Here is a 26,184-nt window from a genome sequence, read left to right as displayed (position 1 = left end):
GCAAGTTCCTGGCGAGCTTGTTTTGACCACACTCCCCTACTACATATCACACATAAATAACCCAAGACTTATTCAGAGTAATTCATACAACTCTAAGCTAGTCTTGGGTTATTTTTAATCGCAAAAATGCAATACTTCACCTAACGGGCGGCGTTCAGATCGGTAACTATTAATCTTTGACTCATCCTCATAACCGAGTGAAACTCCTACAATAAAGCGCTCATCTTCAGGAACATTCAGAAGTCGGTGAAGAATTTCTGGAAAGCGGACACTGTTATAAGTTGGAATTGAACTTAAACCTTGATCCGTTGCCGCTAACATTATATTTTCCGCAAAGGCACCGGCATCAAAAATTGACCAGTCCGGAGATGCCAGTGGAATCGTAATATAAAGGATTACGGGCGAATTATAAAGGGTATTACTGGCAGTCGTCATTTGATCATGAGCTTCTTCAAATGTCGCAAAGTGATGCACTATTCCGTGACGCCACTTTTTCATATTTTCCTGTATTTCTAGACTCCAGTCATCTCGTGACATTACTGCCAAGTCTGGATGACCATGATTTCCGGCAAGGTCTTCTTTATGGTAGGCAGTTTTTATCTGCGCTAAAGAATCACCCATCGCGCAGTACACCTGCCATGGCTGTGAGTTAACCCATGATGGTGCTCGTTGAGCTAACTGAATAATTTTCTTAATGACATCTTGTTCAACTGGCCGGTCAGTAAACTTCCGGGTCGAGTGGCGAGAATTAATTGCTTCCGTTAGTTTCATTGCGTTTCCTCCTGTTTACTACTATTTAACTTCTGATTGGCTCGCTTGATGGTAATAATAAACGAAATTTTGCCATTTGAATAACTAGTCTTAATCTGTCCACCAAAATTTTTAACAATGCTTTGGGCCATTGATAAACCAATCCCGTAACCCGACTTTTTTTCGTTAATTGTCCGGGCTTTATCCTCACGGTAGAAACGTTCAAAGAACCGCTGATAGTCAATATCCTTTCCAGCCGCAAATGAATTGGTTACAGAAAGGAGGACGTTCTTTCGCCGTCTACCAAGCCTTAAGTTAAGGTAAATGTCACCATGCGGATCACAATACTTATTTGCATTATCCAATAAGATACTGATTAATTCGTAAAAATAATGTTCATCCGCCTTGATCATTAACCCCGGAGTCACCGACTTCTTAAAGTGCTTACCATCCTGGATGATAACGTTTTTAAAGTTCTCAGCAACCTGGTTAGTAATTTGGCTAGCATTAATTACCGAAAGAGTCATCTGTGGTTGTTCTTGAAGCCGAGCCATGGAGACAAAGTAATTGATTAATTTGGTAAGGCGACCAACTTGTTCTTTCGTGCTCCTCGTCAAATCAGTTTCACCGTTCATTAATTCCTGCATTTCGGTGTTAGCTGAAATAACACTTAGCGGTGTCTTAAGCTCATGTCCTGCATTGGTAATGAACTCCTTTTGCCGCCTTTCTGCTTGAATAATTGGTCGGATAGCCGATTTTGAAAAAAGGACAAGGACAGTCGTATATAGCAGAAGGCTAACTATTCCTAAAAGAATTCCTAGGTATGTTACCTCTCGCGCTTTTGATAACATTAGGCTTTCATCAAGAAAGACAACATTGGTCTGTTTACTAATTTCCTTTACCCGGTAAGCATACACTGTTTGTTTATAAAATACGCGTCCTTGAGTTCGGTGACGTTTGAGAACTCGCTGCGTTAGCTTTTGAATTTCTGCTGGTGAAACAGAGAGAATATGGTCGTCATCAACCTTCATCTGCTGATCTTGCTTATTAAGTGTCGCACTAAAGTATCGGTACTGGGACAAACTTTCCCGGGTAAACTGGGGCTGCGTAAATATTTGCAGGGGACTGGGAGACATCCGTGCCGGCATCTTACCCTCATTTTTACTAAGGATCATCAAAATAGAATTTACTTCTTGGTGAGCCCGAAAGTAAGTGACTGAACTAATACTCCCAACGATTGTAATAATAACCAAGAGTAAAGCACACGTTGAAAAGATAATAAATTGTTCCCGAAAGTGTCGAATCATGATTACTCACCCTTCTAAGAGATACGGTCCGCCTTTTTCACCAATAATCTTTGCTTTCGATTGAATAGACTGCAATTTTTGTCGCAAGTAGCAAATATTAATCCACACTTCTTCCGGGTCAGCTTCATTATCGCCAGCATTCCAGACATGGTTAATTAAGTCGGCAGTTGTTAACTTTTTTCCGGAATTAAGGATGAAGTATTCTAACATCCGTGTCTCTTCTCGTGAAAGGCTAATTGAATTACTACTTTCGAGAACCTGCTCGTTACTGTCTAAGTGCAAATCGGCAAACTCTAAATTCTCATCATTATAATCATTCGTCCGTCTCTCTAGTGAACGGAGCCGTGCGAGCAATTCTTTTAGTGAAAATGGCTTTGTTAAATAATCGTCGGCACCGGAATCGAGGCCATTGACCCGGTCATCCTCTTCAGACATCGCCGTTAGCATCATAATATAAGTCCGATCACCACCAGCTCGAATTTCTTTTAGAGCTTCAATTCCATCTTTTACTGGCATCATAATGTCTAAAATAATGATGTCATAAGCATTTTTCTTTGAAAGTTCAACTGCCTCTTGACCATTATTAACAGCATCTACCTGATAGTTAGATTGTTCCATGGCCATTTTTAAAACTCGAGCCAGCTGTTCTTCATCTTCAGCGAGTAAAATTCTCATTTTAAACTATCACCTAATCCTCTTGAATTAATTGCCGAATGGTTTCCATCTGAATATCACAGGATGCCAGTTGGTCGGCACAGTGCTTTAGTTCTTTGCCAATCCGCTCCGGGTTTTTAACATTATGCTTATACTTTATTTCATGTTCTAAACTTGCCCAAGAGTCCATCGCAATTGTTCGCAATTGAATTTCTACATAAAAATGACCCGGCAGGTGGCCATCCACATCCCGATAATCCTCAATCACATCCAAAATTAAATGGTAGCTCCTGTAACCATTTGGCTTCGCATTTGAAATATAATCCTTTTCTTTAATGACCGAACACCAATCAACGTTCCGTAAAATTGCTAGGCAACGATCGATATCACTAATAAAATTACAAACTATCCGGATCCCGACAGCATCCCGACACTTACGCAAAGCAGATTCAACCGTTAAAGGGTAATTCTTTCTTTGGCATTTTTCTTCCATACTTGCTGGCGTTTTTACCCGACCAATTAAGTGTTCATATAATTTTGGTTGATGTTTGTCAATTTCTTGTTGGTTTAATTGCCGAATTCGTTTCTCCACATCGAAAAGAATATTATTTAACGTTTCTTCGTAAGGGCCATAGATCGTCATTGATCAACACTCCTTATTATTTTTAATATCCTAAACACTCTCCATTATAACAATCTTTTCAAAAGTCCCTTAATGATATGGAAATCCTAAAGCAAACTTAAAAAGCAAGAAACTGTAAAAGATATTCACAGTTCCTTGCTTCCTAATTATTACATTTGATATCGTTAGTCAGCTTTTTTCTCCTTATTGTAACGGTTCATAAAGAAATATGGAATAGCAGCTAAGACAGCTACCACCGCAGCAACTAGCAAGGTTTTCAGAGTAAAGTTAGTAATCATGTAAGCAGAAATTATCAAGGCAGCAACCGGAATGATATATTTTCCGGGGAGCTTAAATCCATGACTTGGAAATTTTCCCGTATGTTCAAACTTAATTACTGACAAAATTGATGGAACATATTGAATAAAACAAGTCAGTACAATACATGACACTAAGAATAGGTATGATTGGGTAACAAGAAATGCTGATACAATCGCGGTTAAGAAATTGCAACCCATGGTGCGTCATACCGGTTTTTCTTACCAATCCATTTAGGCAACATTTGGTGTTCACTGGCCAGTGAAGATATTAGTGACAGATTATCGAAGGACATTGCAAATGCTACTCCAAAAATACTGATGAGTATTCCAACAATTATCAATATATATCCCCACTCACTTACACTGCTCTTAAAGGCTTGAGCAATCGGGGTGCTATACCAAGCGGTTTTTTGTCCTAAGATCCCAATTGCAACAATCATTACCAGGCCGTAAAGAACAGTAACACTAATCATTACGGCTACTAGCACTCGTGGGATGTTTTTCTCTGGTTTTTCCATCTGTTTTGCAGCAATCGGAATAAATGAAAAGCCAGCAAACATATAAAAAGTAACACTAAAGGCTGAGCCAAAATGCTTAATCAACGGCATTGCCCCAGTTGTCGCAGCTTTAGGAATTACCGGAGAAAAATGGGCAAAGTGAATAAGGAAGATAATTAACCCAAAGACACTCGAATAATATAGCCAATTATTATTAAAAACAGGCAGAAAACTTTTTAGGGTTGTTAAAAGGGCAACTATTTCGGCGGCCTCTGTACAACACCCCATAAACCACACGAAAATTCCTACCTCAAAGCCCCCAAAACGGCCAAAAGCATTATAAGAATAGATCCATGCAGCACCAGAATTACTAAAACGACTAGCCAGATCTGCGTAGCAAAGTGCGATTAGACTTACGGTTACGGCAGAAAAAAGAAGTACTAATACTCCGGCGAGGTCCATATCTTTATAAATTGCTTGTGGAAGTAAGAAGATTCCTGAACCAATAATCCCGTTGATCCCTAAAAAGTAAATCGACATAAAGGAAAGTTTGCGGGGACTCTTTTGTTTCGTTTTAATTATCATCGTCCCATTTCGATATAAAAATATTAATAACTATAATATAATTATAATGACCGATATCAGTAGAACTCAAACAATTAGAACTTTCAAAATTTATATTTTATACCTGCTTATTCTTTCACCTTCACCGGAATACGAATAACGGTCTTCAGGTTCTCTACCTTCGTTCTTCTTGGATCAGACAAATAGATTTCGTGGTGACGGCGTTTAGAATTAAAGTCAGTTTCAAGTTTATTTTTCGTAATAAATTGGTGCATTTTGGCAATCGTCTGTGGTTCATCATCATACGAACCAACATGCATTACTTGAACATACTTTCCTTCATTTACTTGAAGAAGCTTAACGTTGGTAAAATCCTGTTTCTTTTTGTGGGATGCTTCCTGGATTGCCCATTTCAAAACTGCTTGGTTAACAAAATCTGGCATCCGAATTAAGGCAATAAACTGAAACTTTTTCTTATGACCATAGTCAATTCCGTCAGTAACACCATCCTGCCACCAGAGCCCCTCTAATGGCGGAACTACGAAGTCAAAATAATCCTTAATCTTATGATCACCTTTTTTACTCATCTTAGTCGTATAGGCAACGGCATAAAGTGCTGCAATTGCCCGTTTATATTCGCTACCTTCAACGTTTGGATCTCCGTGGCCACTCACTGCTAAATAGGTCATTTTCGGTATATCAACTAACTTAACGCGTTTGCCAGGTAAATAAAAATATCGTTCTTCTCGTTTAAAATCATATACCATTTGTACTTAACCTCTTTTTTTACTCTCAGGAATACTAATTTTCTATGGTTCTAAGCCACCAGCATTAGGAACCACTAAAATGAAGTTCAAGATTCGGTTAGCGTAACTCGTCGAATTCATGAAGCCGGTAATTGCAGAGTTTAGTTCCCCTAAGTTATCAGTAATAATCCCATTAACGTGATCATACATCATTTGTTTCATCACCCTTGGATCATTAACAGTCCAGGAGTAAACATCATTTTTCTGGCGTTGAGCTTGCCTAATAAATTCAAAGTTTAATGTTGAATATTCCATTGAATATCCATCCGCAACACTCTTTGGGTAAGAAAAGTTATAAGGCTGGATATAAAGGACTTTCAATTTTGGATTCAGTTGTTTTAAACCAGCTATGGCGCGATAATCAAGCGAATGTACCAAATCATGATCTTTAATAATCCTCTTACCATATTGCTGGTTAAAGCGTTTGAGCATTCCCTTTGAATCTTGCGGGGTAGTTTTTACCTCAACCAATAATTTTTGGTGAAGCTTTTCTGCAGCATTCAGGTATTGATCAAGACTGGCAATTTTAGCCTGATGACCATTCTCGCGAGCTGGCAATTTTGTTAATTGAGCCAACGTCAATTCATGTGGCGTTTTGTCGACTCCCGTTAATTCTTTAAGGTTTTCATCATGGAGAACAACAAACTTGTGATCCTTAGTCTCATGAACATCCATCTCAACATAAGTTGGTTTTAGTCGATGCGTCTTTTCCATTGCTGGGATAGTATTTTGAACCCCATTTTTCTCTGCCACACCACGGTGAGAAATCGTAACAGGCCGTGTCATCCCTGTTCCTTTGAGGTAGTAATAATTATTAGCAATGGCTAGGCCACCGAGGACAACAACCATCATACCAAGCGTTGACCACCCTAACCAACCAACTCTTCTTAGGCGCCCTTTGCCTGCTAGAAAATCATCAACCAGGCCAATCACAATTTGTAAAGCAATCATTCCTGTCCAAATTGTTAATAGTTCACTCACTACTTGGACCAAGGTTAGATTAAAGATTGCCGCCATGAATGCTAATTTCCCGGGAAATAGATCCATAATTGATTGCAAGCCGTAAATTAATAAGTAGAAGAGGGCCAAAATAATAACCGTAATTAATCCAAGGACGATTAGTTGTTTTATATACTGCCACCACTTAAGTTTACTGGTTAATTGCCAACTTTCTCTTAGTGCTTGTCGTGTTCGGTACTGGCGATAAATCATCAATGGTAAAGTTAAAATCAACCGAATCCCTAGAATCGTAATGATAATATAAAAAATAATTAAGATCGTCAGTAACACACTATTTCGTGTCATGAAGTCAAGGATAAATTCAGGAATTTGAACCTTTGATAATAATGGTGTGCGGAATACAAGATCCACAAACGGAAGAACTAGAATAAAGTAAAGAAGCAATAACGGAAGGGATCCTGGTCGAATATTCTGCATTGCTAACCAAGATTCCTTCAGTAACCGCTTAAGGCTAATCTGACCACCTAAAATTAAACGTAGTCCTAATAAAAGAAATGCAAACTGCCAATAAATTACCAACAGTAAGAGAATTAATTCGATTAACAAACCAATTACAACCAGGGTATGTTGAGTTATTAATATCCCGATATTCTGGTAAGAAATAAACGGTATTCCCCCAGCTTGTAAAATATAGGTTGCCGTTAACCGAAAAATTGGGATGAAGACTAGCTGGTTAGCTAGATCCATCCCTACAAACAAAATAATAAATGATACCCAATGCTGCCAAAAATTTCTTGAATATTGACAGAGATTACGCCAAATTGCTCTCAAAGTTACTCCCTCTTTAACAAACCCCTATTACATGCATCTCCACTATTATACAGCACCTATAATTAACGAACTTCCTTAATATTAGCAATCGCAATTGCTGGCCGCTGATTAAAGAAAACTTTTCCCCGTTCAACTTTAACAGTTGATACCTGATCACGGAATTCTTCGTAAAGCCCGACCTCATCATTAAAGTAGTTAATAGTAACCGTGCTTTTTGTCCCGGCTAACATTTGAAGTTTCTTTATAATCTGACGTTCCGCGCTTGCCGAGAGATATTTTTTATGAGTGTATATTTCAGCCTTTTTTTGGATCAAATTGCCAAACCCCGTTAAGGCAGCAAAGGGCGCAAACTGCCCAGCACGATCAGAGCGAAGCATTGGTAAATGCCCCTTTGATGGTTGGTAAGGACGATTAATAATGTCATTATACCGAGAAGTGTCGCTAAATAATTTCTGTTCAATTATTTTCTTTTCATCTATCATTATGCCCAGTGTCCCCCAATTTGGTCATTTCTTTCCTTCGTTGTTGATCCCTTCCGCAAATCTCCCAGGTGAAGAATAACATTCTTATCGCCAAGCTTTTGTTGCAGTTTAAGGATTGTTGCTTGGAGTTTTTGATCCCGTTGCCGTTTGATTGCTGCAGCTCGTTCTTGCTTAATCTCTTTTTGGGGATCTTCAAAAAGGCTGGTCTGTTTAAAGCGAGCCGTTTTAGCCGCAACCTCCTCATCCACCATATGAGTAGAAATTAACGTTATTTTCCTTATCAGGAGCTGCGGGTTAACACACTTCTCGTATAGTTGTTTATAGATCTGGCGCAATTCTGAGCTTGAAGCTGTCGGCAATTCTAGTTTCTGATGCGCATGACTTGGTTTAGGAGTTCTCCGTCCATAAAAGTCCTCTACTACTGGTCCCTGGTAGTTTGGTGCATACTGGAGACTTTGTGGATCATAATGGATAACAATCCCAAAATCAGCACTTACAACATGACGTTTCACCATGGTTAATGCAACTGAATCAACCATCCCCTGAGCAGCAGCCAATCCTTCACGGTACTTATATGGTTTCATCAGGACCTGGCTAGAATAAATGCCGTGTTCTTCTGAATGATAATTCTTTATATCGGCAATCGTCGCTGTCTCGTGTCCCCAGGCGTGATCAATCAATAGTTCGGCATTTTTTCCAAACTCGCGGTATAAGACCTCTTCATTTAATTGATCAGATAACCTACCAATTGAACAACGGGCAATGTCTCCCATCGTGTGTAAGCCTAACTTCTCTAACCGCTTAGCATAGCCACGGCCAACTCGCCAAAAATCTGTTAGTGGTTGGTGAGCCCAGAGATATCGTCGGTATTGGTATTCATTCATTTGTGCAATCCGGACACCATCTTGATCAGCTGGAATCCGTTTGGCCACGATATCCATTGCCACCTTTGCAAGATAGAGGTTAGTTCCAATCCCTGCCGTTGCAGTAAGGCCCGTTTCAAGTTGGATCTGTTGGATAATCCGCTTAGCTAACGTGTGTGGCGAGACTTGATGTTCAACAAGGTAATCTGTAACGTCCATCATCACCTCATCAATCGAATAAACGTGGATATTTTCAGGTTTAATAAATCGTAAATAGATCCCGTAAACTTCTGCACTGCGCTCTATGTAAAATTGCATCCGTGGTGGAACAATTCGAAAACCTACCCGTAAGTTAGGTGACTTTAATAACTTTCCCCGATAAATTGAACTATGTTTGGATAAGTGGTGACAGGTAGCCTTCTTTGCCCGTTCCCTATTAATTCGGTCAACGATTTGTTGAACCTCGTAAAGTCGGGGACGTCCAGGAACGCCAAACTGCTTCAATGCTGGTGAAACAGCTAGACAAATTGTTTTATTCGTCCGTGAGCTATCTGCAACCACTAAATTAGCATTTAATGGGTTCAAGTGGTGCGCGATACACTCAACGGAAGCATAAAAAGACTTCAAATCAATTGCAATATAGATTCTTTGCTGACCTGCCATCAATGAGGCTCCCTTACTATTTTTATTTATTATAACATTTTATCGAACAAACGGTCGATAGATAAAGTTAAAAAGACCCCAAAGCTCGAAATACTCGAACTCTGGGATCTTTTCAATTATGGCATTTTAGAAATCCGCTTCATCTGGATCAGCACATTGTCCACCAAGGTTAGTCAATAAGCTAATCTTCTTCATTTCATCATCGGTTAATGAAAAATCAAAAATTTCCTTATTTTGGATCATCCGGTTTTCATGAATTGACTTTGGTAGTGGGACAATTCCTTGTTGAATAATCCACCGTAAACAAACTTGAGCAGCTGTTTTACCATACTTGTCAGCAATTTGCAGAATTGTTGGGCTCGTCATTACATGTGCTCCCTGACCACCAAGCGGAGCCCAAGCTTCCACAAGAATGTTATGAGCTTGAAGGTACTTTACCTGTTCAGTATGTGGCCAACCTGGGTGAACCTCAATTTGATCAACTGCAGGGGCAACCTTAGCCGTCTTCATAAGTTCAACAATGTGGTGAGGCATAAAGTTACTTAACCCGATTGCCTTAATCTTTCCCTCATTGTACAAATCTTCCATGGCCCGCCAAGTTTCAGCGTTAATTTCACTTGCTTTTGTTCCAAATTGCTTTTGGTTTGCTGGCCAGTGAATCAGGTAGAGGTCTAAATAATCCATTTGGAGTCGATCCAACGTTTCCTGGAAGGCCTTCTTAGTTGAGTCATAGCCGCGGCTATCATTCCATAATTTACTGGTGACAAAGAGGTCCTTCCGGTCGATTCCCGAATCTTCAATTCCTTTACCAACCGCTTCTTCGTTCCCATATACGGCTGCTGTATCAATATGCCGATACCCAACCTTGATTGCATCTGCAACAGCCTTCTCGGCTACATCAGCGGGGGTTCGGAAAGTTCCGTAACCCACACATGGAATTTGGGTACCGTTATTTAAATTTAGTTTTGAGTTAATACTTGTTAATTCGATCAAATTATTCACTTCTTCCTCACTTACTATTATATAGTTTTTTCTTTCTTTGAGTAGTTTTTTTAACTTTCCTTTTCTCTTCATTAAAATTCTATTATAATGCTATTAAAAAATAGGAGATTAAATATGAAACCACGAATTGCTATTCCAGCTGACACTTTAACTGAAGCGACAAACATCATCAACGAACGAAATGCAGCTTTTGCCCCACGACCATTGATTGAAGCAGTCCTAAAATCAGGAGGGCTCCCCGTGATCTTCCCCAGCGTGGATCCAAAACTTATTCCAAACTATCTTGACTTATTTGATGGAATTATTTTTGCTGGTGGAAGTGACGTTGACCCAACTTTTTATGGGGAAGAACCCCACCAAAAACTGGGACCAACGTACTTCAAACGTGATCAATTTGAAGTTGCACTTGTAAGGGCCGCCCTAAAAGCTAATAAGGCTTTAATGGGAATCTGTCGAGGAATGCAGGTAATTAATGTTGCACTCGGCGGAACTATCTTCCAAGACCTCTCAGAAGACCCTCGACAAACACTCAAGCATTCACAGGATGCTCCCGGCAACTTCCCCTCTCATCATGTCAACGTTGAACAAGATAGTCGAATCTTTACCCTGGTTGGGACGCGACCTTACGTTAACTCTCGTCACCATCAAGCCTTAAATCAAATCGGAGATACCCTTAAAGTTACCGCACGGGCTGATGATCAGATCCCTGAAGCAATTGAATCAATCGATAATGATCGGGTTCTTGCCGTTCAATGGCATCCAGAAAACATGTTCAAACACTACGACTATTCTCAAGCACTCTTTGTCGACTTAATTCACCGTGCGCAAAAGTAATAAGCTTAATACATTAACTACCATTTAGCTTGAAATATAAATAGAGCACATAATGAGCTCCAAAGCTCGGTAATACCGAACTTTGGAGCTCTATTTGTGCTTATAAAGTGAGACTAAGTAACTTTTGCTATCAACTCTAAATTAACTCAGAGCTTTCCGTAACTCATCAGCTGTGTAGATCTTTTTATCTTCAAAGCCCTTAAACGGGTTGATTGATTCTTGAGCAGCTGCTTGGTAACGTTTAGCTCTCCGAAGTGCATATTCCGTTAGTGAGTCACCTTTTACATAGTTTAGTAACTTTGCGCTTGGCGTCGTTAGAGGGTTTTCGACCCGGTCTTCTAAATCCTCCAGTACTTCAGCATATTCTGGTCCTAATTGGATCTGGTTTGCGTAACGTTCGAGACTCTTAATAAGGGCCCGTGCGGTTGCTTGATAAGTACATGGTTGTCGCGGATCTTCCTCGGCAACTATTTCGTTCATTCGGTCAGCATTTTTCAAAATATCATTAACATCATCATCGTTTAATCTTGGATGCATAATAAAGTAGCTAGCAAGTAACCGGATAAAGCGTAATGTCCCGGTACGAATTCCTACTGAACTACTTGGGTCCAGATCCAACATTCGCAGTTCAAGGTATTCAATTCCATTTTTGGGGAGATCCTTCAAGTTCCGGTTACCTTTAAACCGGACAGAACCATGGAATTCATAATCTGACGTCAAAATACCATCCTTAACGCCTTTTTCAATTCGTGAAATATAGCGGTCAAGATTTGTAAAATCACCCGTAAATTTCGTCCCAAACCCATACTTGCTTTGCCGAATACTGCGTAACGGATGAGCTGGTCCCTTTCCGTTTTCAAAATAATTCTCTTCCGCAATTGGACTTGCACCAAACAAGTAGGTAATAAACCACCGATACCGAACAAATCCTTGTGCTAGTACTGTATAGAGATAATTTCGGACTTCTCGTTCATCCCGAAACTTTTTGGGAAAATTTTTCTGGACTAGCGTGATAATATGTCGATCAATACTTAAATTAATATGGGCGCCACATGGGGTACCTTGTGAATAGCCATGCCGCTTTGCCCATTCTTTTAAATATGCTTCTTTCTCAGGGCCCATCTTAGCAAGACGTAATTTTCTCTTATCCTTAGGTAAACGTGGTGGCATTGATAACGGCCATAACAATTCCCCCGGAGCCAGAGCTGAACGTAATGCATTATTAATAACATACAGATAATGCATCGCATCAAGAGCGTGCTGTGCAGATGGCGTTACCGTTTCAGACATTGTTTCCAAGAAATCATTAGTAATCCACGGATTTGTCTTCTCATCCCCGATAGCAGCTGGATACGGTTCTTGACTAATATTGCCATTTTCATCTACCCGTTGCATTTCGATTTCAAGTCCCATTGTAAAATCCTGAGTTTTTGCAACAGCTTCATTATCAAAAATTAGTTGGCCAATTTGACTAAACATCGCTATCCCATCCTTAGAAACTTCTCATTATTTTTTAATAATATACCGATTTAAGAAACTGATGGCAATATTTAATCCATAATACTAAAGATTATTAAGTTCATTGATGAACTATTTCACCTTAAATCTTGATCAACCAATTTAAAATTAACCATTAGCTAAAAGAACGTTAAGCTTCATTCCAAAGCTTAACGTTCTTTGCATAATGATATTCACCTTTTAACAAGAACAGAGCCGGTAATCTCCATTCTTTTTTCAACTATTAACCAAACTAATAAATTACGTTATTCATTTGATAGAGAGTTAGAAATTTAGTTCATTTGTGCCTTAATAGCTGCTAGTGAAACATCAGCAGTATTAGCGAACTTAACGTCGGCGTCCTTTAATTCTGCGCCGAAGCCAATGGAAAGTTCGCCTGCCCGATTAATTGATTCAATTCCTGCTTGGGCATCTTCTAGTCCAGCAACTTGGTCAGCAGGAAGGTTCATCAACTTAGCTGCTTCACTGTAGATTTCTGGATCTGGTTTACCATGAGTCAATTTAGCGGGATCCACAATTCCTTCAAAGTAGTCAGTAATTTGTAAGTACTTTAATACCTTTGGAGCGTTCTTGGAAGCTGAGGCTAAAACAATGTGGTAATTATTTGCCTTCAATTCATCCAAGAAGTCCTTCATTCCCGGAAGAATATCAGCAGGCGTTAAAGTTTCAACCAACTTAATGTAGTTATCGTTCTTTTCGGTTGCCAATGCTTCCTTTTCTTCTTGAGTATAGTCATTTTCGTGGCCACCAGCCTTAAGGATCAGTTCTAATGAATCCATCCGGCTAACACCCTTCAAACTATCAGCAAGTTCAGGAGTCCACTTGGTGCCAACTTTATCAGCAAGTTGGTGCCAAGCTTGGCCATGAAAACGAGCCGTATCAGCAATCACACCATCAAGGTCAAAAGCAAAACCTTTCAAATCTTCAAACTTCATTCTTGAAATTCCTCCAGTAATTACTTTAATTCAAGTTTCTTACCGTCAAGATCAATGGTGATTGGGTCACCTGATACTAAATCAATCTTAGTACCGTGCTTATCAACCTTAACCTTCAAGATCCGACCACGGAACATTTGACGGAATTGGTATGAGTTCCACTTCTTAGGAAGGAATGGTGCATAGTGTAATTGGTTATCACGAACCCGCATTCCAGCAAATCCTTGAACAATATCAAGCCATGAACCAGTCATTGAAGTGATGTGAAGTCCATCAGAAGTATCATTGTTGTAGTTATCAAGGTCAAGTCGTGCTGAACGTTCGTATAACTCAACAGCCTTGTCTTCGTAACCAATATCAGCAGCGATAATTGAGTAAACAGAAGCGGAAAGACTTGATTCGTGAACAGTGTATTGTTCATAGAAGTCAAAGTTGTTCTTCTTTTGTTCCTTAGTAAAGTCATCGATGAAGTCCCAGAGACCTTGGATAACGTCCCCTTGCTTTACGTATGGTGAACGTAAAATCCGGTCCCATGACCAGTGTTGGTTAAGAGGTAATTGGTCACTTGGAATTTCAGAAACTGGGGTTAAGTCCTTGTCCATGAAGCCATCATTTTCTGGGAAGATATCACGTTCCTTATCGTATGGAAGGTACATGTTATCAACGATTCCCTTCCAACGACGCTTTTCGTCTTCAGAAACGTTAAGCTTCTTGGCAACCTTGTCGTCAACTTCATCCAAGATTTCAAGAGTGTACTTAAGAGTCCAACGGCAAAGTAAGTTAGTGTACCAGTCGTTGTTAACGTTGTTGTCATATTCATCAGGACCAGTTACGGCATGAAGCATGTACTTGTTCTTGTTTTGTGAATAGTGAACACGATCTGCCCAGAAACGGGAAATTTCAGTTAAGACTTCTGCACCTTCATTAAGAACGTATGACTTGTCGCCAGTGTACTTAGTGTAAAGGTAAATAGCATAAGCAATGTCACCGTTACGGTGAATTTCTTCGAAGGTAATTTCCCATTCGTTGTGGCATTCAATCCCGTTAAAGGTAACCATTGGGAACAATGCACCATCAAGATCTTGTTGCTTAGCGTTAACAAAGGCACCATCTAATTGCTTGTAACGGTACATTAACAAGTTACGGGCAACTTCTGGGTTAGCAACCCCAAGGTAAACCGGAATACAGTAAGCTTCAGTATCCCAATAAGTAGCACCACCGTACTTTTCACCAGTGAATCCTTTTGGACTAATGTTAAGCCGGTAATCCTTACCGTAGTAAGTAGAGAAGAGTTGGAAGAGGTTGAAACGAATACCTTGTTGAGCACCGTCATCACCATCAATTTCGACATCTGACTTAACCCAACGATCTGCCCATTCTTGGATATGTGGTTCAAGAAGGTCGTCAAAGCTTTGAGCATCAAGTTTTTCAGTTAATTCATCAAGGTGCTTTTCAATTGCTTCTTGAGAATCGAAATCACGTGAAGTTACGATTACACTCCGCTTTTCAAAGTTAACTTCCTTACCAGCTGCAACAGTTCCAGCAAAGGTGTTGTAGGCATCCTTTTCGTCAGTACCGTCACCAACATGGTCAAGGTTAGTCTTAGTAGTAGTCTTCATACCAACAGTAAATTGTGGTGTACCGAAGTCATTCTTCTTGGTCATTGAAGTCAATTCGGCATGTTCACCATTAGCAGACTTGCCAAGAACATTCCAGAATTGTTCATCATAGTTGGCATCTTCATTGTAAACATCGGCATCGATCATACTAGTAATTTCAACCTTAGCATCACCAGTACCACGGTTCTTAATGTGGAGACGTTGACCAACTAATTCCTTTTGGGTTGCACTTACGAACCGTTCGAAGTTGAAGTACATTTCAGTACCACCAATTTCAACAGTAAATTCACGTTCGAGGACACCACGCTTCATATCAAGATCAAGCTTGAAGTCCTTTGGTGTTTGCTTGGCAAGGTCTAGTTGTTCACCGTTAACTTTGATAATTAACTTCATGAAGTTAACCGCGTTGATCATCTTACCAAAGTACTTTGGATAACCGTTCTTCCACCAACCAACACGCGTCTTGTCTGGGAACCAAACACCACCAAGATATACACCTTGCATATGATCGCCTGAGTATCCTTCTTCAAAGAAGCCACGCATACCCAGATTTTCGTTAGCTAAACTAGTCATTGATTCTTGAAGACGCTTATCTTCAGGATCCCACTTATGAGTGGTAACGTGCCATGGAGCAATTTCAAATGTTTGTTTCATGATTTCAATTCCTTCCTTCTTTATACAATAGGGCTGCAGCTAATCCTCGTCACAGTCCTATTCTAGTTTAATTTACTTTATTATTCAGCTTATCCGCCTTATTCAGCGTAAGTTTCCTTAATCGTACCAACTGAAAGGGCACCAAGAGCTAACACAATTCCTCCAAGGATAAACATGTTAACTTGTGAGTGACCAAAGAGTGGGAACAATGCGAAACTAAGCAATGAGGCAACAATCTGTGGCAAACAAATTGAACCATTGAAGAGCCCAAGGTAGGTCCCCATGTGCTTACCAGACAATGCGTTAGTAACAATGGTTAATGGGTAAGTGTTCATACCAGCCCATGCGATTCCGACAAGAATGTATGAAATAACCAATGTCCATTGATCGTGAATAAAGAAGACAGAGATAAATCCAAATGCACCAAGAAGCAAACTACCAGCGTAGCCAAACTTGTGGTACTTGTTAGGAACCTTGGCCAAAACGTATGACCAAACAACAGCGGCAATTGATTGGACAGCAGCTAAAACACCGTACCAGTTACCAGCAGCTTGGTAACCAGCGGAAGTAGCATTAGTAGTATCCCAAACGTTCTTAGCAATCGCACCAGCTGAGTATGTCCAGAGGTATTGGAACGCAAACCAGCAGAAGAATTGAACAAGTGTTACAGTCCAGAATGCCTTAGGAGCATTCTTAAGTAAGGTGAGCCAGTTCCCACCTTCCTTGTTATCTTCTTCAGTAATACCGTGGTACTTAGCATAAGTTGCTGGGTCATATTCATGAACCCGGAAAACAGTGAATAAACTAGTAACAATTAATAAGGCAGCACCAACATAGAAGGCAACCTTAACAGAATCAGGAACAATACCCTTAGGAGCAATGTTCTTAACACCAAACCAAGTGAAGAGGAATGGGAAAATAGCAGCCAAAACAGCACCGGTATTTGATAAGAAACTTTGAATACCGTATGCATAACTCTTTTGGTCATCGTTAACCATGTCCCCAACCATCATCTTAAATGGTTGCATGGCAACGTTGGATGACAAATCAAGGAAGGCAACAGTAATTGCACCAAACCACAAAGCGGCTAGTGACCCATAACCAAATCCAAAACTACCAGAGTTTGGCAATAGCAACATAACAATAACAGCGACAATCATCCCTAAAAGAAGGTATGGAAGACGCCGACCACCGAGCTTTGGTGCCCAAGTACGGTCTGAATAGTAACCGACAATTGGTTGAACAACCAATCCCATCAATGGTGGCAAAATAAAGAACCATCCCAAATTATTAGGATCCGCACCAATAGTTTGGAAAATCCGACTCATTTGTGAACTTTGTAAGGTGAAGGCAGTCTGTACACCCAAGAAACCGAAGTTGATCATCCAAATCGTGCTTCTGGAGAGTATTGGCAAACCTGCGCCCGTTGGGTTTTCTTGACTCATTTATTACACCCCTAAATATCCTAAAGTAATGTTTTCATGAAAGCGCTTCATGTTTTTACAAGTAATAATATAACAGATTCTGGAGATTTGCGCAACCGTTTGCACAAAATTTTGAAAGGGTTTTCCTTTATAACAAACAAAAAAGCCGAAATACCAATGATTTCAGCTTCTTCTATTTATTAATTAATTTTAAATGTAACATAACTGTGCTGCTTTTTAGGGTTAAAAAGTAGTCTGACCGCTTCACGACCCAGTTCACGAGGTTGGAGGTCAATCCGACCATCACTATTTGTTAACATCCCCATCAACCGACTGTTGTTAAAACAGAATACTGGAAGTGACCGTTTTTGAAGTTCATTAGAAAAACGTACAAATAGTAGATCATCCGAAAACAGTAAACCATCAGTCTCGGGATGTTCCTCAAGAAAGTTATCTAAGGAATCTGCATTAGTTTCTAACTGCCAGATAATTCCTTTTAATCCTCGCTCCTGCATACATTCTTCATAGCCCTTACTTCGTTCCCGCTCAAACATCCAGGGATTAGTTGATTCAAGAAAGGCAGGATGAGCGAGTTGGTGAGTTTTAAGCAATTGCTCGGTCGCAATCTTTCCCGCTGCAACATTGTCATTATCCACAAAACGATCGGGATAGTGATCAGTTGGGTGCCCAATAATTACGAAATTAAGGTTATTTTTCCGCAAATAGTCAGTTACCGGATCGTTTTTCATGGCATAAAAAACTAAAAAGCTATGAACTTTAGACTGATCCACCATTGAATGAACCTCTTCAAGTAACTCTTCCTGAGTTGGCGCTATCGCTACTACCATCTCATGGTGTAACGGTTGAAGAGCGGAACTAACTCCCCGCATCAGATCAATATGAAACGGGTTAGCCGGTGCAGTATCCTCCGTTACAGGAAAGATTAACCCAACCATATTTGATACACCACGGGTAAGATTCCGTGCCGTGTAATTAGGTTGGTATCCCGCTGCAACAGCAATTTTTTTGATCTTTTCCCGAGTTCCTTTACTAATCCGTGGGTTATCATTCAATGCCCGCGATGCTGTCGAAACGGATACTCCCGCCTGCTTTGCAATGTCTTTAATTGTTACCATTAGGGCCGTCCCTCGATTTTAAATGAAATAAACTTCCCTAATTCTACCAGGTAAAGTCCCATCTGGACAACTGGAACCGGCTTCATAATATTTAAAGCTTGCCGATATAGTTCTAGTTGTCCACGATAACGACTAGTAATCTTAGTTAATTCAAATTCACGATATTGCGGATCAACATGATCGGTCTTGTAATCAATCAGGATTATCCCCTCAGGTGTTTCTAAATAACCGTCAATAATCCCGTGAATTAGAATTCGTTCGTCATCTTTTGCCTGAACTTTTTTAAAGAGTTCGTGACCATTCATTATCATCGCAAATGGTTCTTCACGATGGTAGTTTTGGCCATTTGACAATACTTGCTGGCCAGGATCTGTCTGGAAGAAAGCCGCAATCCCCTCTTCATTTATTCTAGTAGCAACCGCAGGATTAATCAGGTGCTCGTTCACTAACTGTTGAATCTCATTATGAACTCGTTCAACCGTTATTGGTTCACCATCCAGTGGTAATTTTTGAAATACTAAGTGAGTAGCTGTCCCAATTTCTGTTGCGGCCGGTGACTGATCATCTTGTTGGATAAATTTGGGAGTCGCAAAGTCGTTTTTTAAATAAAGGCCACGATTTTTTACTTTCTGCTGTTGTTCATAGTCCCACTGTCCCATTTCACGATTATCAGGATCCTCAAAAACTCGTTTGACATCCGTAACTGATTGGTAGGCCGTTGTCTTTATTGCTACCTCGTGCGGGTAACGGAAAGCAAGGACTTGATTGATATCATCTACCGACAAGGATTTGATTGATTGGGGATCCTCAGCAGACAAATCAACTGACTTGGCAATAGCTTCTAGTTCTCGCTCAACGTCAGCAGCAGTATAAGTTTGTGCAATAAAAGACGGTGATGCGGACATCCCAGCAAAGCCTTTCCCTGTATCGAGGGGACTTGGCTCAAGGACTACTCCCTTATCTTCTACGGATTTACCCGGAATACTTAATCGTGAAGCATCAAACTGTTTTGGATACCGCGCAAGTGCCAATCCGATCCAATCAATAAAGGACTTAGCAGCGATCCGCAATTGAGCTCCGATCAACTGTTGATCACTTTGGAAGGCGCTTTGCCAACTATTCCATGCTTCAACTAATTTTTGCCCCTTATGGCTCTCGTTAAACGACGCCGTAACAATCAATCGTTGTTCGGCCCGGGTTAACGCAACATAGAGGACCCGTAAATCTTCTGCTCGCTCACCTTGCTGGATATTATTCAAAATCACCTGTCGCTGTGGTGTATCGTAAACAAACCGTTGCTTGTCCATCACCTTAATTCCAATCCCAGAAGTCGGATCAACAACTGCATTTTCCCGGACTGCTGCATTATTAAAGTGGTGATTCGTATTAATCAAAAAGACAACCGGGAATTGAAGGCCCTTACTCCCATGAATCGTCATCACATTGACTGCATCAGCATCTAACTGTGTCGGGGCCACCCCTAGATCCTGATCATGCTCCTGCATTTTTTCAATAAAACGGGTGAACTGGTAAAGGCCCTTGAAACTACTCTGCTCATAAGTATGTGCCCGTTCGTATAAGGCATGGAGGTTAGCCTGTCGCTGCTGTCCCCCCGGCATCGCACCAACATAATCTAAGTAACCTGTCTCCTGGTAAATTCGCCAGATCAAATCAACAAGGGTTTGTTGCTGGGCTACTTGACGAAATTCGGTCAGTTGTTCAATGAACCTTGTAAGTTTGTTCTGAAGGCGGGTCAGTTGTTCCGCATTCAACGCTGATGAATGTTGAAGGCGATGATTTTCAAAATTTTTTTGACACACCATCAATGCTGTATAGAAATCTGCCCGACGATCTTGAAGACGGATAAACGCTAATTCCTTGTTATTAAGGCCAACGAATGGTGAACGGAGAACCGCTACTAAAGGAATATCTTGTTTTGGATTATCAATTACCTTCAATAACGACATCATCACGCGGACTTCAGTTGCCTGGAAATAACTCTCTACATCATGAACGGTCAGTGGAACTTCTAACTCATTGAATTGTTCCATCAAGGTATTATTAATGTTCTTCGTTCGTTCTAGGAGGACAATATCTCCATATTGAACAGGACGCATTTGTTTTGATTGCTTATCGTAAATTAATTCTTGGTTCGTCACCATTTGCTTAATTCGCATGGCAACCATCCGCAATTCACCAGTTAGCCTGTCGTCCTCTTGGGGCATCGACGGATCAACATTGGCGTCATAAAGTAGTACTTCAGCAGGTTTAACCTCATTATCCGGATTTTCATCATAATAGGTTGCCGCATACTTTAAATGCGCGTCCTGATCATAATCAATTTCCCCAACTTGGTGATCCATTAACTGCTCAAACAAGAGGTTCGTGAAATTAGTGACATTTTTCATTGAGCGGAAGTTTTCAGCAAGAACTATTGATTCACCACCCTTTTCCTGACGATAATTCTTATATTTACTCAAAAAGAGGGTTGGGTCGGCTTCACGAAAACGGTAGATCGACTGTTTTACATCCCCCACCATAAAGAGGTTTTGTCGTTCGGGACTGGTTAACTGCATCAATATCTTTTCCTGAAGCGGGTTCGTATCCTGATATTCATCAATCATAATTTCTTGATAATGTTCGCGTAACTCCTTAACTAGTGTTACCCAATCATGTTGATCTGCAGGTGGGGTTAAGATCTGGTAGGCATAATGTTCCAAGTCACTAAATTCAAGGACATGACGATTTAGCTTAGCCTGTTGATATGCCTGTGAAAACTTAATTGTAACTGCAGATAATTCATTGATAATCTTGGCTGATTGATCAGTAATTTTCCGTAAGTGCGGCTCATCATATTCAAAATAATCTGCTGTTAGGGACTTCAAACGGTCTTTTAAGCCATTTCGGGTTTTAATTAATGATTGATACGTTTGGTATTCTGGATCTTTTTTCTTTGCTCCGCCACTCATCCGGGCATATTTAATTTCTTGAAAGGCTGCTCGAATGTCTCCCCACTTTTCTTGATCTAAACTAGCGATCAAGTTCCTAATCTTTTCCTGATCACCCTTAATAATTTCTGCCGGTTTGTCATAACCAAGATCAGCCATCCGGATTACTAACTCACCATAATCATTTACTAATTGTTCCAGATTATCCTTAACAACTGGCTTTAATTGTTCTTGATAAATTTTGGTGTTTGTAATGGGCTCATTTCCCAGGAAATAATTACTAGCTAGTTCTTGTAACCATTTTTCTGGTTCTGGTTGAGCGTTTGCTGTTTCATATAACTTGAGTACAAGTTCATCTAATCCCTGCGCATCACGATCACCAGAAAAGTTAGTAACTAGTTCACTAAAATTTGCCTTTAGTTCAGTTTCATGGTCAAGTGACGCACTATAAAGTTTTTCACTAACCTGTTGCCAAACTTCCTCCTGGAGAAGGAGCCGCTCAGTATCATCCGTTAATAACCTAAATTGCGGATCAAGGTGAATTAAATAATAGTAGCGCTTAATCAATTTCAAACAGAATGCATGGATCGTACTGATATCTGCAGTTGCTAAACGATTAATTTCATTCGCCATTTGACGCTGTTGTCGCTGCTCTTCCGCGTTATGTACAGGTTGATGAATGGCTTCCTGAAGGGCTTCACGAATCTTATCTCGCATACTCTTCGCTGCGGCATCCGTGAAGGTTACCATTAACATCCGATCAACATGAACTCCTTCTTTGATTAATTTAATGGCTCGCTGAACCAAGACAGCGGTTTTTCCTGACCCAGCGGAAGCTGAAACAAGAATATTTTCTCCACGGTCATTAATCGCTTGGTGTTGACTTGGTGTTGGATTAAAATCTGCCATTAATTCTTACTACCTCCCTCTTTATTTGCATTATCAAATTCCTCTTTGGCCTTTTTGGGATCAAGTTGACGATAGCGCTGTTGATCAAGCATGTTATCAAATTGGTAGATATCCTTAAAGTCACTATAATCTAATCCTGTTGACCGTTTACTTCCCTCAATTAGCCTGTAAGGGTTCAGCTTAACTTGTCCTTCAAGGATCTTGTTTCCAGCTTCAATAATTAACTGTTTATTCCAGTTCTGAAGCCATTGCAACTGATCGGGAGTTACTAATAATGCATCCTTCTTAGCGGAAATGCCACTCTTTTTAGTAACCTTCAACGGGTATAAGACCGACCGGTTATCTTGGAGTTTCTGGTCAAGTGAATCCAGAACTGCTGGCTCATTTAAGAGAATTCCCTTATATTCGTGAGAACTTAACTGAAGTTCTTCCAAATCTTTATGCTGATTTCGTTTCCAGTCAAATTTTGGATTACTCAAGTGTAAGTACAATGCCCCAGCAAGTTGCGCAGTTGGTTCATCCAGTTCTTGAAGGTTACTTTGAAGACCATTTAGGTAAGTCAATAACTGGAGCGATATTCCGTAATAAGCTGAGGTAAGGTCAAATGTTCGGTTGCTCGACTTATAGTCAACCACAGTGAGAAAGTCGCTTGGATTTGACAGATCCATTAGTTGGTCCTTAGGTAGGCGATCAATCCGGTCAATCCGTCCACGAAGGTAGATGCGGTTTCCAGAAGCTAATGGATAATCAAGAGCTTTAAGGTTTGCCTGATTTAAGGCTCCAATTCGCCCAAATTGTGCTTCGGTCTTAAATGGCTGAGCCTTAGTATACTGTGACTGTTGACACATTGTTTCAAGCATTGTCGTAACAATCGTTCTTAGTTGGCGATACTGAAATTCTGCCTGGGCTGATGACTCTGCTAAGCGAACCAAATCAGGTTGATTTTTCTCAGCTTCTTGTAGTGCTTCGTTAATAAAATTCTTTAATTGTTCTGGGTCAGCTGCTAGTTCTTTCAAATCAGCTTGTTGTTGATGAGTGCTATTAATAAAAGTTTCCATTGCCTTATGGAAGAACGTCCCGATTCGATCAGGGGACATCTCAAGCCGATCCCGTTTTTTTAGACGAAGACCGTATTTTAGGAAGTACTCGTACTGGTTAACATAGAAGTTTTGTAATTGTGAAATTGAAGCATACAGAGCTTGCTGCTTACCCTTATCTGGAGTTACATGAAGATATAACGCCTGGGCCAAGGTTGCTCCAATATCATCGACAACATTATGGTAATTAAACCCTTGAGCCACTAACTCAAGACGTTGCTGTAACTTTTCTCCTAATGCACGTTCAACTAAGTCTGAGCTTGCTTGCCACTGTCTGGACAATAAAATCAGATCACGTTCAACCCTTATCCAAGATGCTGGTAATTTAGCAGGGGCCTTACGCACCCTTTGTTCGTCACGAACTTGACGTCCAACACGGACTAACTGACTTAAACTAGCCTCTGGACTACTAATAAACTGTTGGGGATTCGCCAAACCAGCTTTACTAGTTACTAGTGGTGAATTAACAATTGGCTGTTGGAGATAAGCTGCTAAATCACGCATATACGGCGAAATAGTTAACTCCTTATCGTCATTTGTTGCCTGAGGTGCCGTAAAAATTAGTTTTTGCTTAGCAGAAAGCATCCCTAAATAGTGGACAAACGGCTCGTTATTCAATTCAGTTACTGTATCAGCTGGTAAGTATTGGTAATCAGCATCAAGGTATGGATCTAAAATTTGCTTATCCTGATCCGTCAACAACCCTTCGTTCTCTCGAACTTCGGGCATTACGTCATCGGTTGCTCCGAGCATGAAGACAACTTTTTTGTTTTGACTTTGAACAATTCCAGTTTCAGAGATAACAACTTGATCCAAGGTTGCTGGGATCTGAGAATACTGAGCTGCTGAAAAGCCAGCCTGGATAATCTCGTTAAATTTTTCGAGATAGTTATCAATATTATCTTCATTCAGCCGATCTTCTCCAAGGATTTCAACATATTCCTGTAATATCTGGCAGAACTTTTCCCAAACCTGTTGGGGCTGGCGGGCAAGATCAAGGTCCCGGGTACTCTGGTATTGCTGCCATTGATAAAGCCGTTCTGTAACCCCATTTTGCTGCAAGAAGTTAAAAAGCAGTGTTGCTAATTCTCGCCCTGAAGTAACCTTTTTTAACTGATCTAAGAATGGAACAAGCGTCTTAGCAACATAGTTACGAACAATAACTAATTGTTGGTTTAACTTAGCCACTCGTGATGAAGGCTCTCCCGCATCTAATGACTCACTATCCTTAGCATTCCAAAGTTCTGATGCTCTTTTCTCACTTATCCAAGCTTGCTTTCCTCTGATCGCTTGTTTCAAGCACCAATTTTCAGTAACAAAAACTGCCTCTTGAAAGTCCCGAATCGACATTAAATCACCTGTTGTTGTACGGGGAACCAGCAACCAAGTTTTCAGCAGCTGCATTATATCCGCTAGCTGGTACCCTCGCTGATCAATATTAAAGAGAGTACTCAACAGGATTACTAACGGGTGTTGATCCATTTTCCGTTCATGATCATCGAAAACCGGCACTTGGTTCTTAGCAAAAATTGGGGTAATCATATTCTGGTACCCATCAAGGTGTCGCGTTAAGATTAAGAAATCACGATAACGGTACTTCCCGCTCGCAACTAGCTGTCGAATTTTTGTGGCAACTCGTTCTAATTCTTCACGGCGGTTAGCCATTGTATAGAATTGCACTGTAGAAGGGTCAACTAATTGCGTCTTCTCTACCGTTGCAATTGGTCCTTCTGCATAGCGTTTAAAATAACGATCAACCTTCTGGAGATCGTTATTTACGCGTGGTTGATTAGCAAACCAGACATTCGGTTGTAACTTAACCCGTTGTGGATTTGCCTGAGCTAGTTTCCAAAGACGACGGTACACCATTGCGGATGAATAAAACAAGTCATTTTCACCAGGAATTTCACTTGGATTCGGGTGATTTTGGTCAGGATATCCTCGATCAAGCACTAATGAAATCATTGTTGCTGCCCCATTTTCTACTAGAGCATCAACTATTCGTTGCTCACTTGCTGTAAACTGTGCAAAACGATCAATAAAGAAATGCATATGACTAACTTCATCACTGCTTTGCAAATATTGGACAAGTTGCAAATATAACTCATTATTTCCCAGGAAATTCTTTCGCAGTTGCTCTTCGTAAGCATGATAAATTGTTTCAACGTCACGCATTTTCGTTAACCACACACGGTTTGCTCCTGCAGACTGATCTTGTTCAATCTGGTCTAAAATCGTTGAAAAATCATCCGCAGAAATATTCGCACTCTTTAACTCTTCAAGTTGATCAGTTAACTTTTGAATGAAGCCGGGACGTTTAATTTCACTTGCATAAAGGTGTAAGTCACCTACATGGTCTTGGGCAACTTGCGATGTCAGCATTGTCATCCCAATTTTAGAAATTCGCGGTGTTTGAAATGCTGGTGTGTCTCGTAAAAGGAACCAGGCTAACCGGCTAAATGACAAAACCTGAAGTCTCTCAGACGCAAATCGTTGATCATCACCAAAACCAGCCCGTTTCCGTAATCCTGCTAAAACATTTATTTCCGTTTCAAACTTAATGTGGTTAGGAACTAGGTAGAAGAAACGATCTTCTGCAGCTGCATTTTTCATTTGATCAGCTAGCTGGTCAACCATTACTTGTTCATGATCCATTGATCGCGTGCCTAAAACAAAGCCTAAAGTTCCCATGATGATCCATCCTTTTCATGTAAATTTTGTTTTAATTTTACCATAATAAATCGAACAAATGTTTAGTTTCCACTAAATTTATAACGAGTACATAAAAA

Annotated in this window: 17 protein-coding genes and 1 pseudogene; 1 reads left to right on the top strand and 17 read right to left on the bottom strand. The window is 40.3% G+C overall.

Translation table 11 applies throughout. The features are described from left to right. Positions 1–114 precede the first annotated feature (114 nt). From H9564_RS00525 to H9564_RS00480, 10 genes and pseudogenes are all read right to left on the bottom strand, one after another. Positions 115–771 (bottom strand): nitroreductase, encoded by a 657-nt coding sequence (locus H9564_RS00525; protein WP_191683640.1) that lies wholly within the window; start codon positions 769–771, stop codon positions 115–117. Continuing rightward, on the bottom strand, positions 768–2,057 hold the full coding sequence (locus tag H9564_RS00520; RefSeq protein ID WP_191683639.1) for a sensor histidine kinase: 1,290 nt from the start codon (positions 2,055–2,057) through the stop codon (positions 768–770). Before H9564_RS00520 ends, H9564_RS00525 begins: the two co-directional genes overlap by 4 nt. 6 nt (positions 2,058–2,063) lie before the next feature. After that, complete coding sequence (locus H9564_RS00515) at positions 2,064–2,732, bottom strand: response regulator transcription factor (RefSeq protein WP_191683638.1); 669 nt, start codon at positions 2,730–2,732, stop codon at positions 2,064–2,066. 13 nt (positions 2,733–2,745) lie between these two features. Beyond that, on the bottom strand, positions 2,746–3,354 hold the full coding sequence (locus tag H9564_RS00510) for a GTP pyrophosphokinase (RefSeq protein ID WP_191683637.1): 609 nt from the start codon (positions 3,352–3,354) through the stop codon (positions 2,746–2,748). Positions 3,355–3,518: 164 nt separating this feature from the next. Next, a pseudogene (locus H9564_RS00505) lies at positions 3,519–4,735 on the bottom strand (APC family permease). Positions 4,736–4,842: 107 nt separating this feature from the next. Then, positions 4,843–5,481, bottom strand: a complete 639-nt coding sequence (locus tag H9564_RS00500) for a GyrI-like domain-containing protein (protein WP_191683636.1) — start codon at positions 5,479–5,481, stop codon at positions 4,843–4,845. 42 nt (positions 5,482–5,523) lie between these two features. Then, entirely contained in the window at positions 5,524–7,311 is a 1,788-nt protein-coding gene (locus tag H9564_RS00495) for a glycerophosphoryl diester phosphodiesterase membrane domain-containing protein (protein ID WP_191683635.1), read from the bottom strand. Between the two features lie 62 nt (positions 7,312–7,373). After that, positions 7,374–7,793 (bottom strand): hypothetical protein, encoded by a 420-nt coding sequence (locus H9564_RS00490; RefSeq protein WP_191683634.1) that lies wholly within the window; start codon positions 7,791–7,793, stop codon positions 7,374–7,376. Then, entirely contained in the window at positions 7,793–9,319 is a 1,527-nt protein-coding gene (locus H9564_RS00485; protein ID WP_191683633.1) for a Y-family DNA polymerase, read from the bottom strand. The genes H9564_RS00490 and H9564_RS00485 overlap by 1 nt, the downstream gene beginning before the upstream one ends. A gap of 126 nt (positions 9,320–9,445) precedes the next feature. Further along, positions 9,446–10,312 carry an aldo/keto reductase gene (locus H9564_RS00480; protein WP_191683669.1) on the bottom strand — a complete coding sequence of 289 codons (867 nt, stop codon included), beginning with the start codon at positions 10,310–10,312 and terminating at the stop codon, positions 9,446–9,448. Positions 10,313–10,435: 123 nt separating this feature from the next. Between H9564_RS00480 and H9564_RS00475 the strand changes: the two genes are divergently transcribed. Further along, complete coding sequence (locus H9564_RS00475) at positions 10,436–11,155, top strand: gamma-glutamyl-gamma-aminobutyrate hydrolase family protein (protein ID WP_191683632.1); 720 nt, start codon at positions 10,436–10,438, stop codon at positions 11,153–11,155. Between the two features lie 141 nt (positions 11,156–11,296). Here H9564_RS00475 and H9564_RS00470 read toward each other — a convergent pair whose 3' ends face one another. The 7 genes from H9564_RS00470 to H9564_RS00440 all read right to left on the bottom strand — a co-directional run bounded on the left by H9564_RS00470 (position 11,297) and on the right by H9564_RS00440 (position 26,086). Then, the gene (locus H9564_RS00470) at positions 11,297–12,634 is read right to left on the bottom strand and encodes a glutamate--cysteine ligase (protein WP_191683631.1); all 1,338 of its coding nucleotides are present in this window, start codon (positions 12,632–12,634) and stop codon (positions 11,297–11,299) included. Positions 12,635–12,945: 311 nt separating this feature from the next. Next, positions 12,946–13,608, bottom strand: a complete 663-nt coding sequence (gene pgmB / locus H9564_RS00465) for a beta-phosphoglucomutase (protein ID WP_191683630.1) — start codon at positions 13,606–13,608, stop codon at positions 12,946–12,948. Positions 13,609–13,628: 20 nt separating this feature from the next. Next, the gene (locus tag H9564_RS00460; RefSeq protein ID WP_191683629.1) at positions 13,629–15,881 is read right to left on the bottom strand and encodes a glycoside hydrolase family 65 protein; all 2,253 of its coding nucleotides are present in this window, start codon (positions 15,879–15,881) and stop codon (positions 13,629–13,631) included. A gap of 98 nt (positions 15,882–15,979) precedes the next feature. Further along, entirely contained in the window at positions 15,980–17,326 is a 1,347-nt protein-coding gene (locus H9564_RS00455) for an SLC45 family MFS transporter (protein WP_191683628.1), read from the bottom strand. A gap of 179 nt (positions 17,327–17,505) precedes the next feature. Beyond that, positions 17,506–18,441, bottom strand: a complete 936-nt coding sequence (locus H9564_RS00450; RefSeq protein ID WP_191683627.1) for a LacI family DNA-binding transcriptional regulator — start codon at positions 18,439–18,441, stop codon at positions 17,506–17,508. Next, a complete protein-coding gene (gene addA / locus H9564_RS00445; RefSeq protein WP_191683626.1) occupies positions 18,441–22,298 on the bottom strand; it encodes a helicase-exonuclease AddAB subunit AddA in 3,858 nt (1,285 codons plus the stop codon). Before addA ends, H9564_RS00450 begins: the two co-directional genes overlap by 1 nt. Beyond that, positions 22,298–26,086, bottom strand: coding sequence for a PD-(D/E)XK nuclease family protein (locus H9564_RS00440; RefSeq protein WP_191683625.1), 3,789 nt, complete (start codon positions 26,084–26,086; stop codon positions 22,298–22,300). The genes addA and H9564_RS00440 overlap by 1 nt, the downstream gene beginning before the upstream one ends. Positions 26,087–26,184 lie beyond the last annotated feature (98 nt).

The organism is Limosilactobacillus avistercoris (genome assembly GCF_014836425.1).
GTDB lineage: Bacteria > Bacillota > Bacilli > Lactobacillales > Lactobacillaceae > Limosilactobacillus > Limosilactobacillus agrestimuris.
This window is presented reverse-complemented; position numbering and strand designations above follow the sequence as displayed.

Bases quoted from the DNA above. Each gene is read 5' to 3' on its own strand.
- H9564_RS00525 (WP_191683640.1), bottom strand. From the start codon at position 771: ATGAAACTAACGGAAGCAATTAATTCTCGCCACTCGACCCGGAAGTTT.
- H9564_RS00520 (WP_191683639.1), bottom strand. From the start codon at position 2,057: ATGATTCGACACTTTCGGGAACAATTTATTATCTTTTCAACGTGTGCT.
- H9564_RS00515 (WP_191683638.1), bottom strand. From the start codon at position 2,732: ATGAGAATTTTACTCGCTGAAGATGAAGAACAGCTGGCTCGAGTTTTA.
- H9564_RS00510 (WP_191683637.1), bottom strand. From the start codon at position 3,354: ATGACGATCTATGGCCCTTACGAAGAAACGTTAAATAATATTCTTTTC.
- H9564_RS00500 (WP_191683636.1), bottom strand. From the start codon at position 5,481: ATGGTATATGATTTTAAACGAGAAGAACGATATTTTTATTTACCTGGC.
- H9564_RS00490 (WP_191683634.1), bottom strand. From the start codon at position 7,793: ATGATAGATGAAAAGAAAATAATTGAACAGAAATTATTTAGCGACACT.
- H9564_RS00485 (WP_191683633.1), bottom strand. From the start codon at position 9,319: ATGGCAGGTCAGCAAAGAATCTATATTGCAATTGATTTGAAGTCTTTT.
- H9564_RS00475 (WP_191683632.1), top strand. From the start codon at position 10,436: ATGAAACCACGAATTGCTATTCCAGCTGACACTTTAACTGAAGCGACA.
- H9564_RS00470 (WP_191683631.1), bottom strand. From the start codon at position 12,634: ATGTTTAGTCAAATTGGCCAACTAATTTTTGATAATGAAGCTGTTGCA.
- pgmB (WP_191683630.1), bottom strand. From the start codon at position 13,608: ATGAAGTTTGAAGATTTGAAAGGTTTTGCTTTTGACCTTGATGGTGTG.
- H9564_RS00460 (WP_191683629.1), bottom strand. From the start codon at position 15,881: ATGAAACAAACATTTGAAATTGCTCCATGGCACGTTACCACTCATAAG.
- H9564_RS00455 (WP_191683628.1), bottom strand. From the start codon at position 17,326: ATGAGTCAAGAAAACCCAACGGGCGCAGGTTTGCCAATACTCTCCAGA.
- H9564_RS00450 (WP_191683627.1), bottom strand. From the start codon at position 18,441: ATGGTAACAATTAAAGACATTGCAAAGCAGGCGGGAGTATCCGTTTCG.
- addA (WP_191683626.1), bottom strand. From the start codon at position 22,298: ATGGCAGATTTTAATCCAACACCAAGTCAACACCAAGCGATTAATGAC.
- H9564_RS00440 (WP_191683625.1), bottom strand. From the start codon at position 26,086: ATGGGAACTTTAGGCTTTGTTTTAGGCACGCGATCAATGGATCATGAA.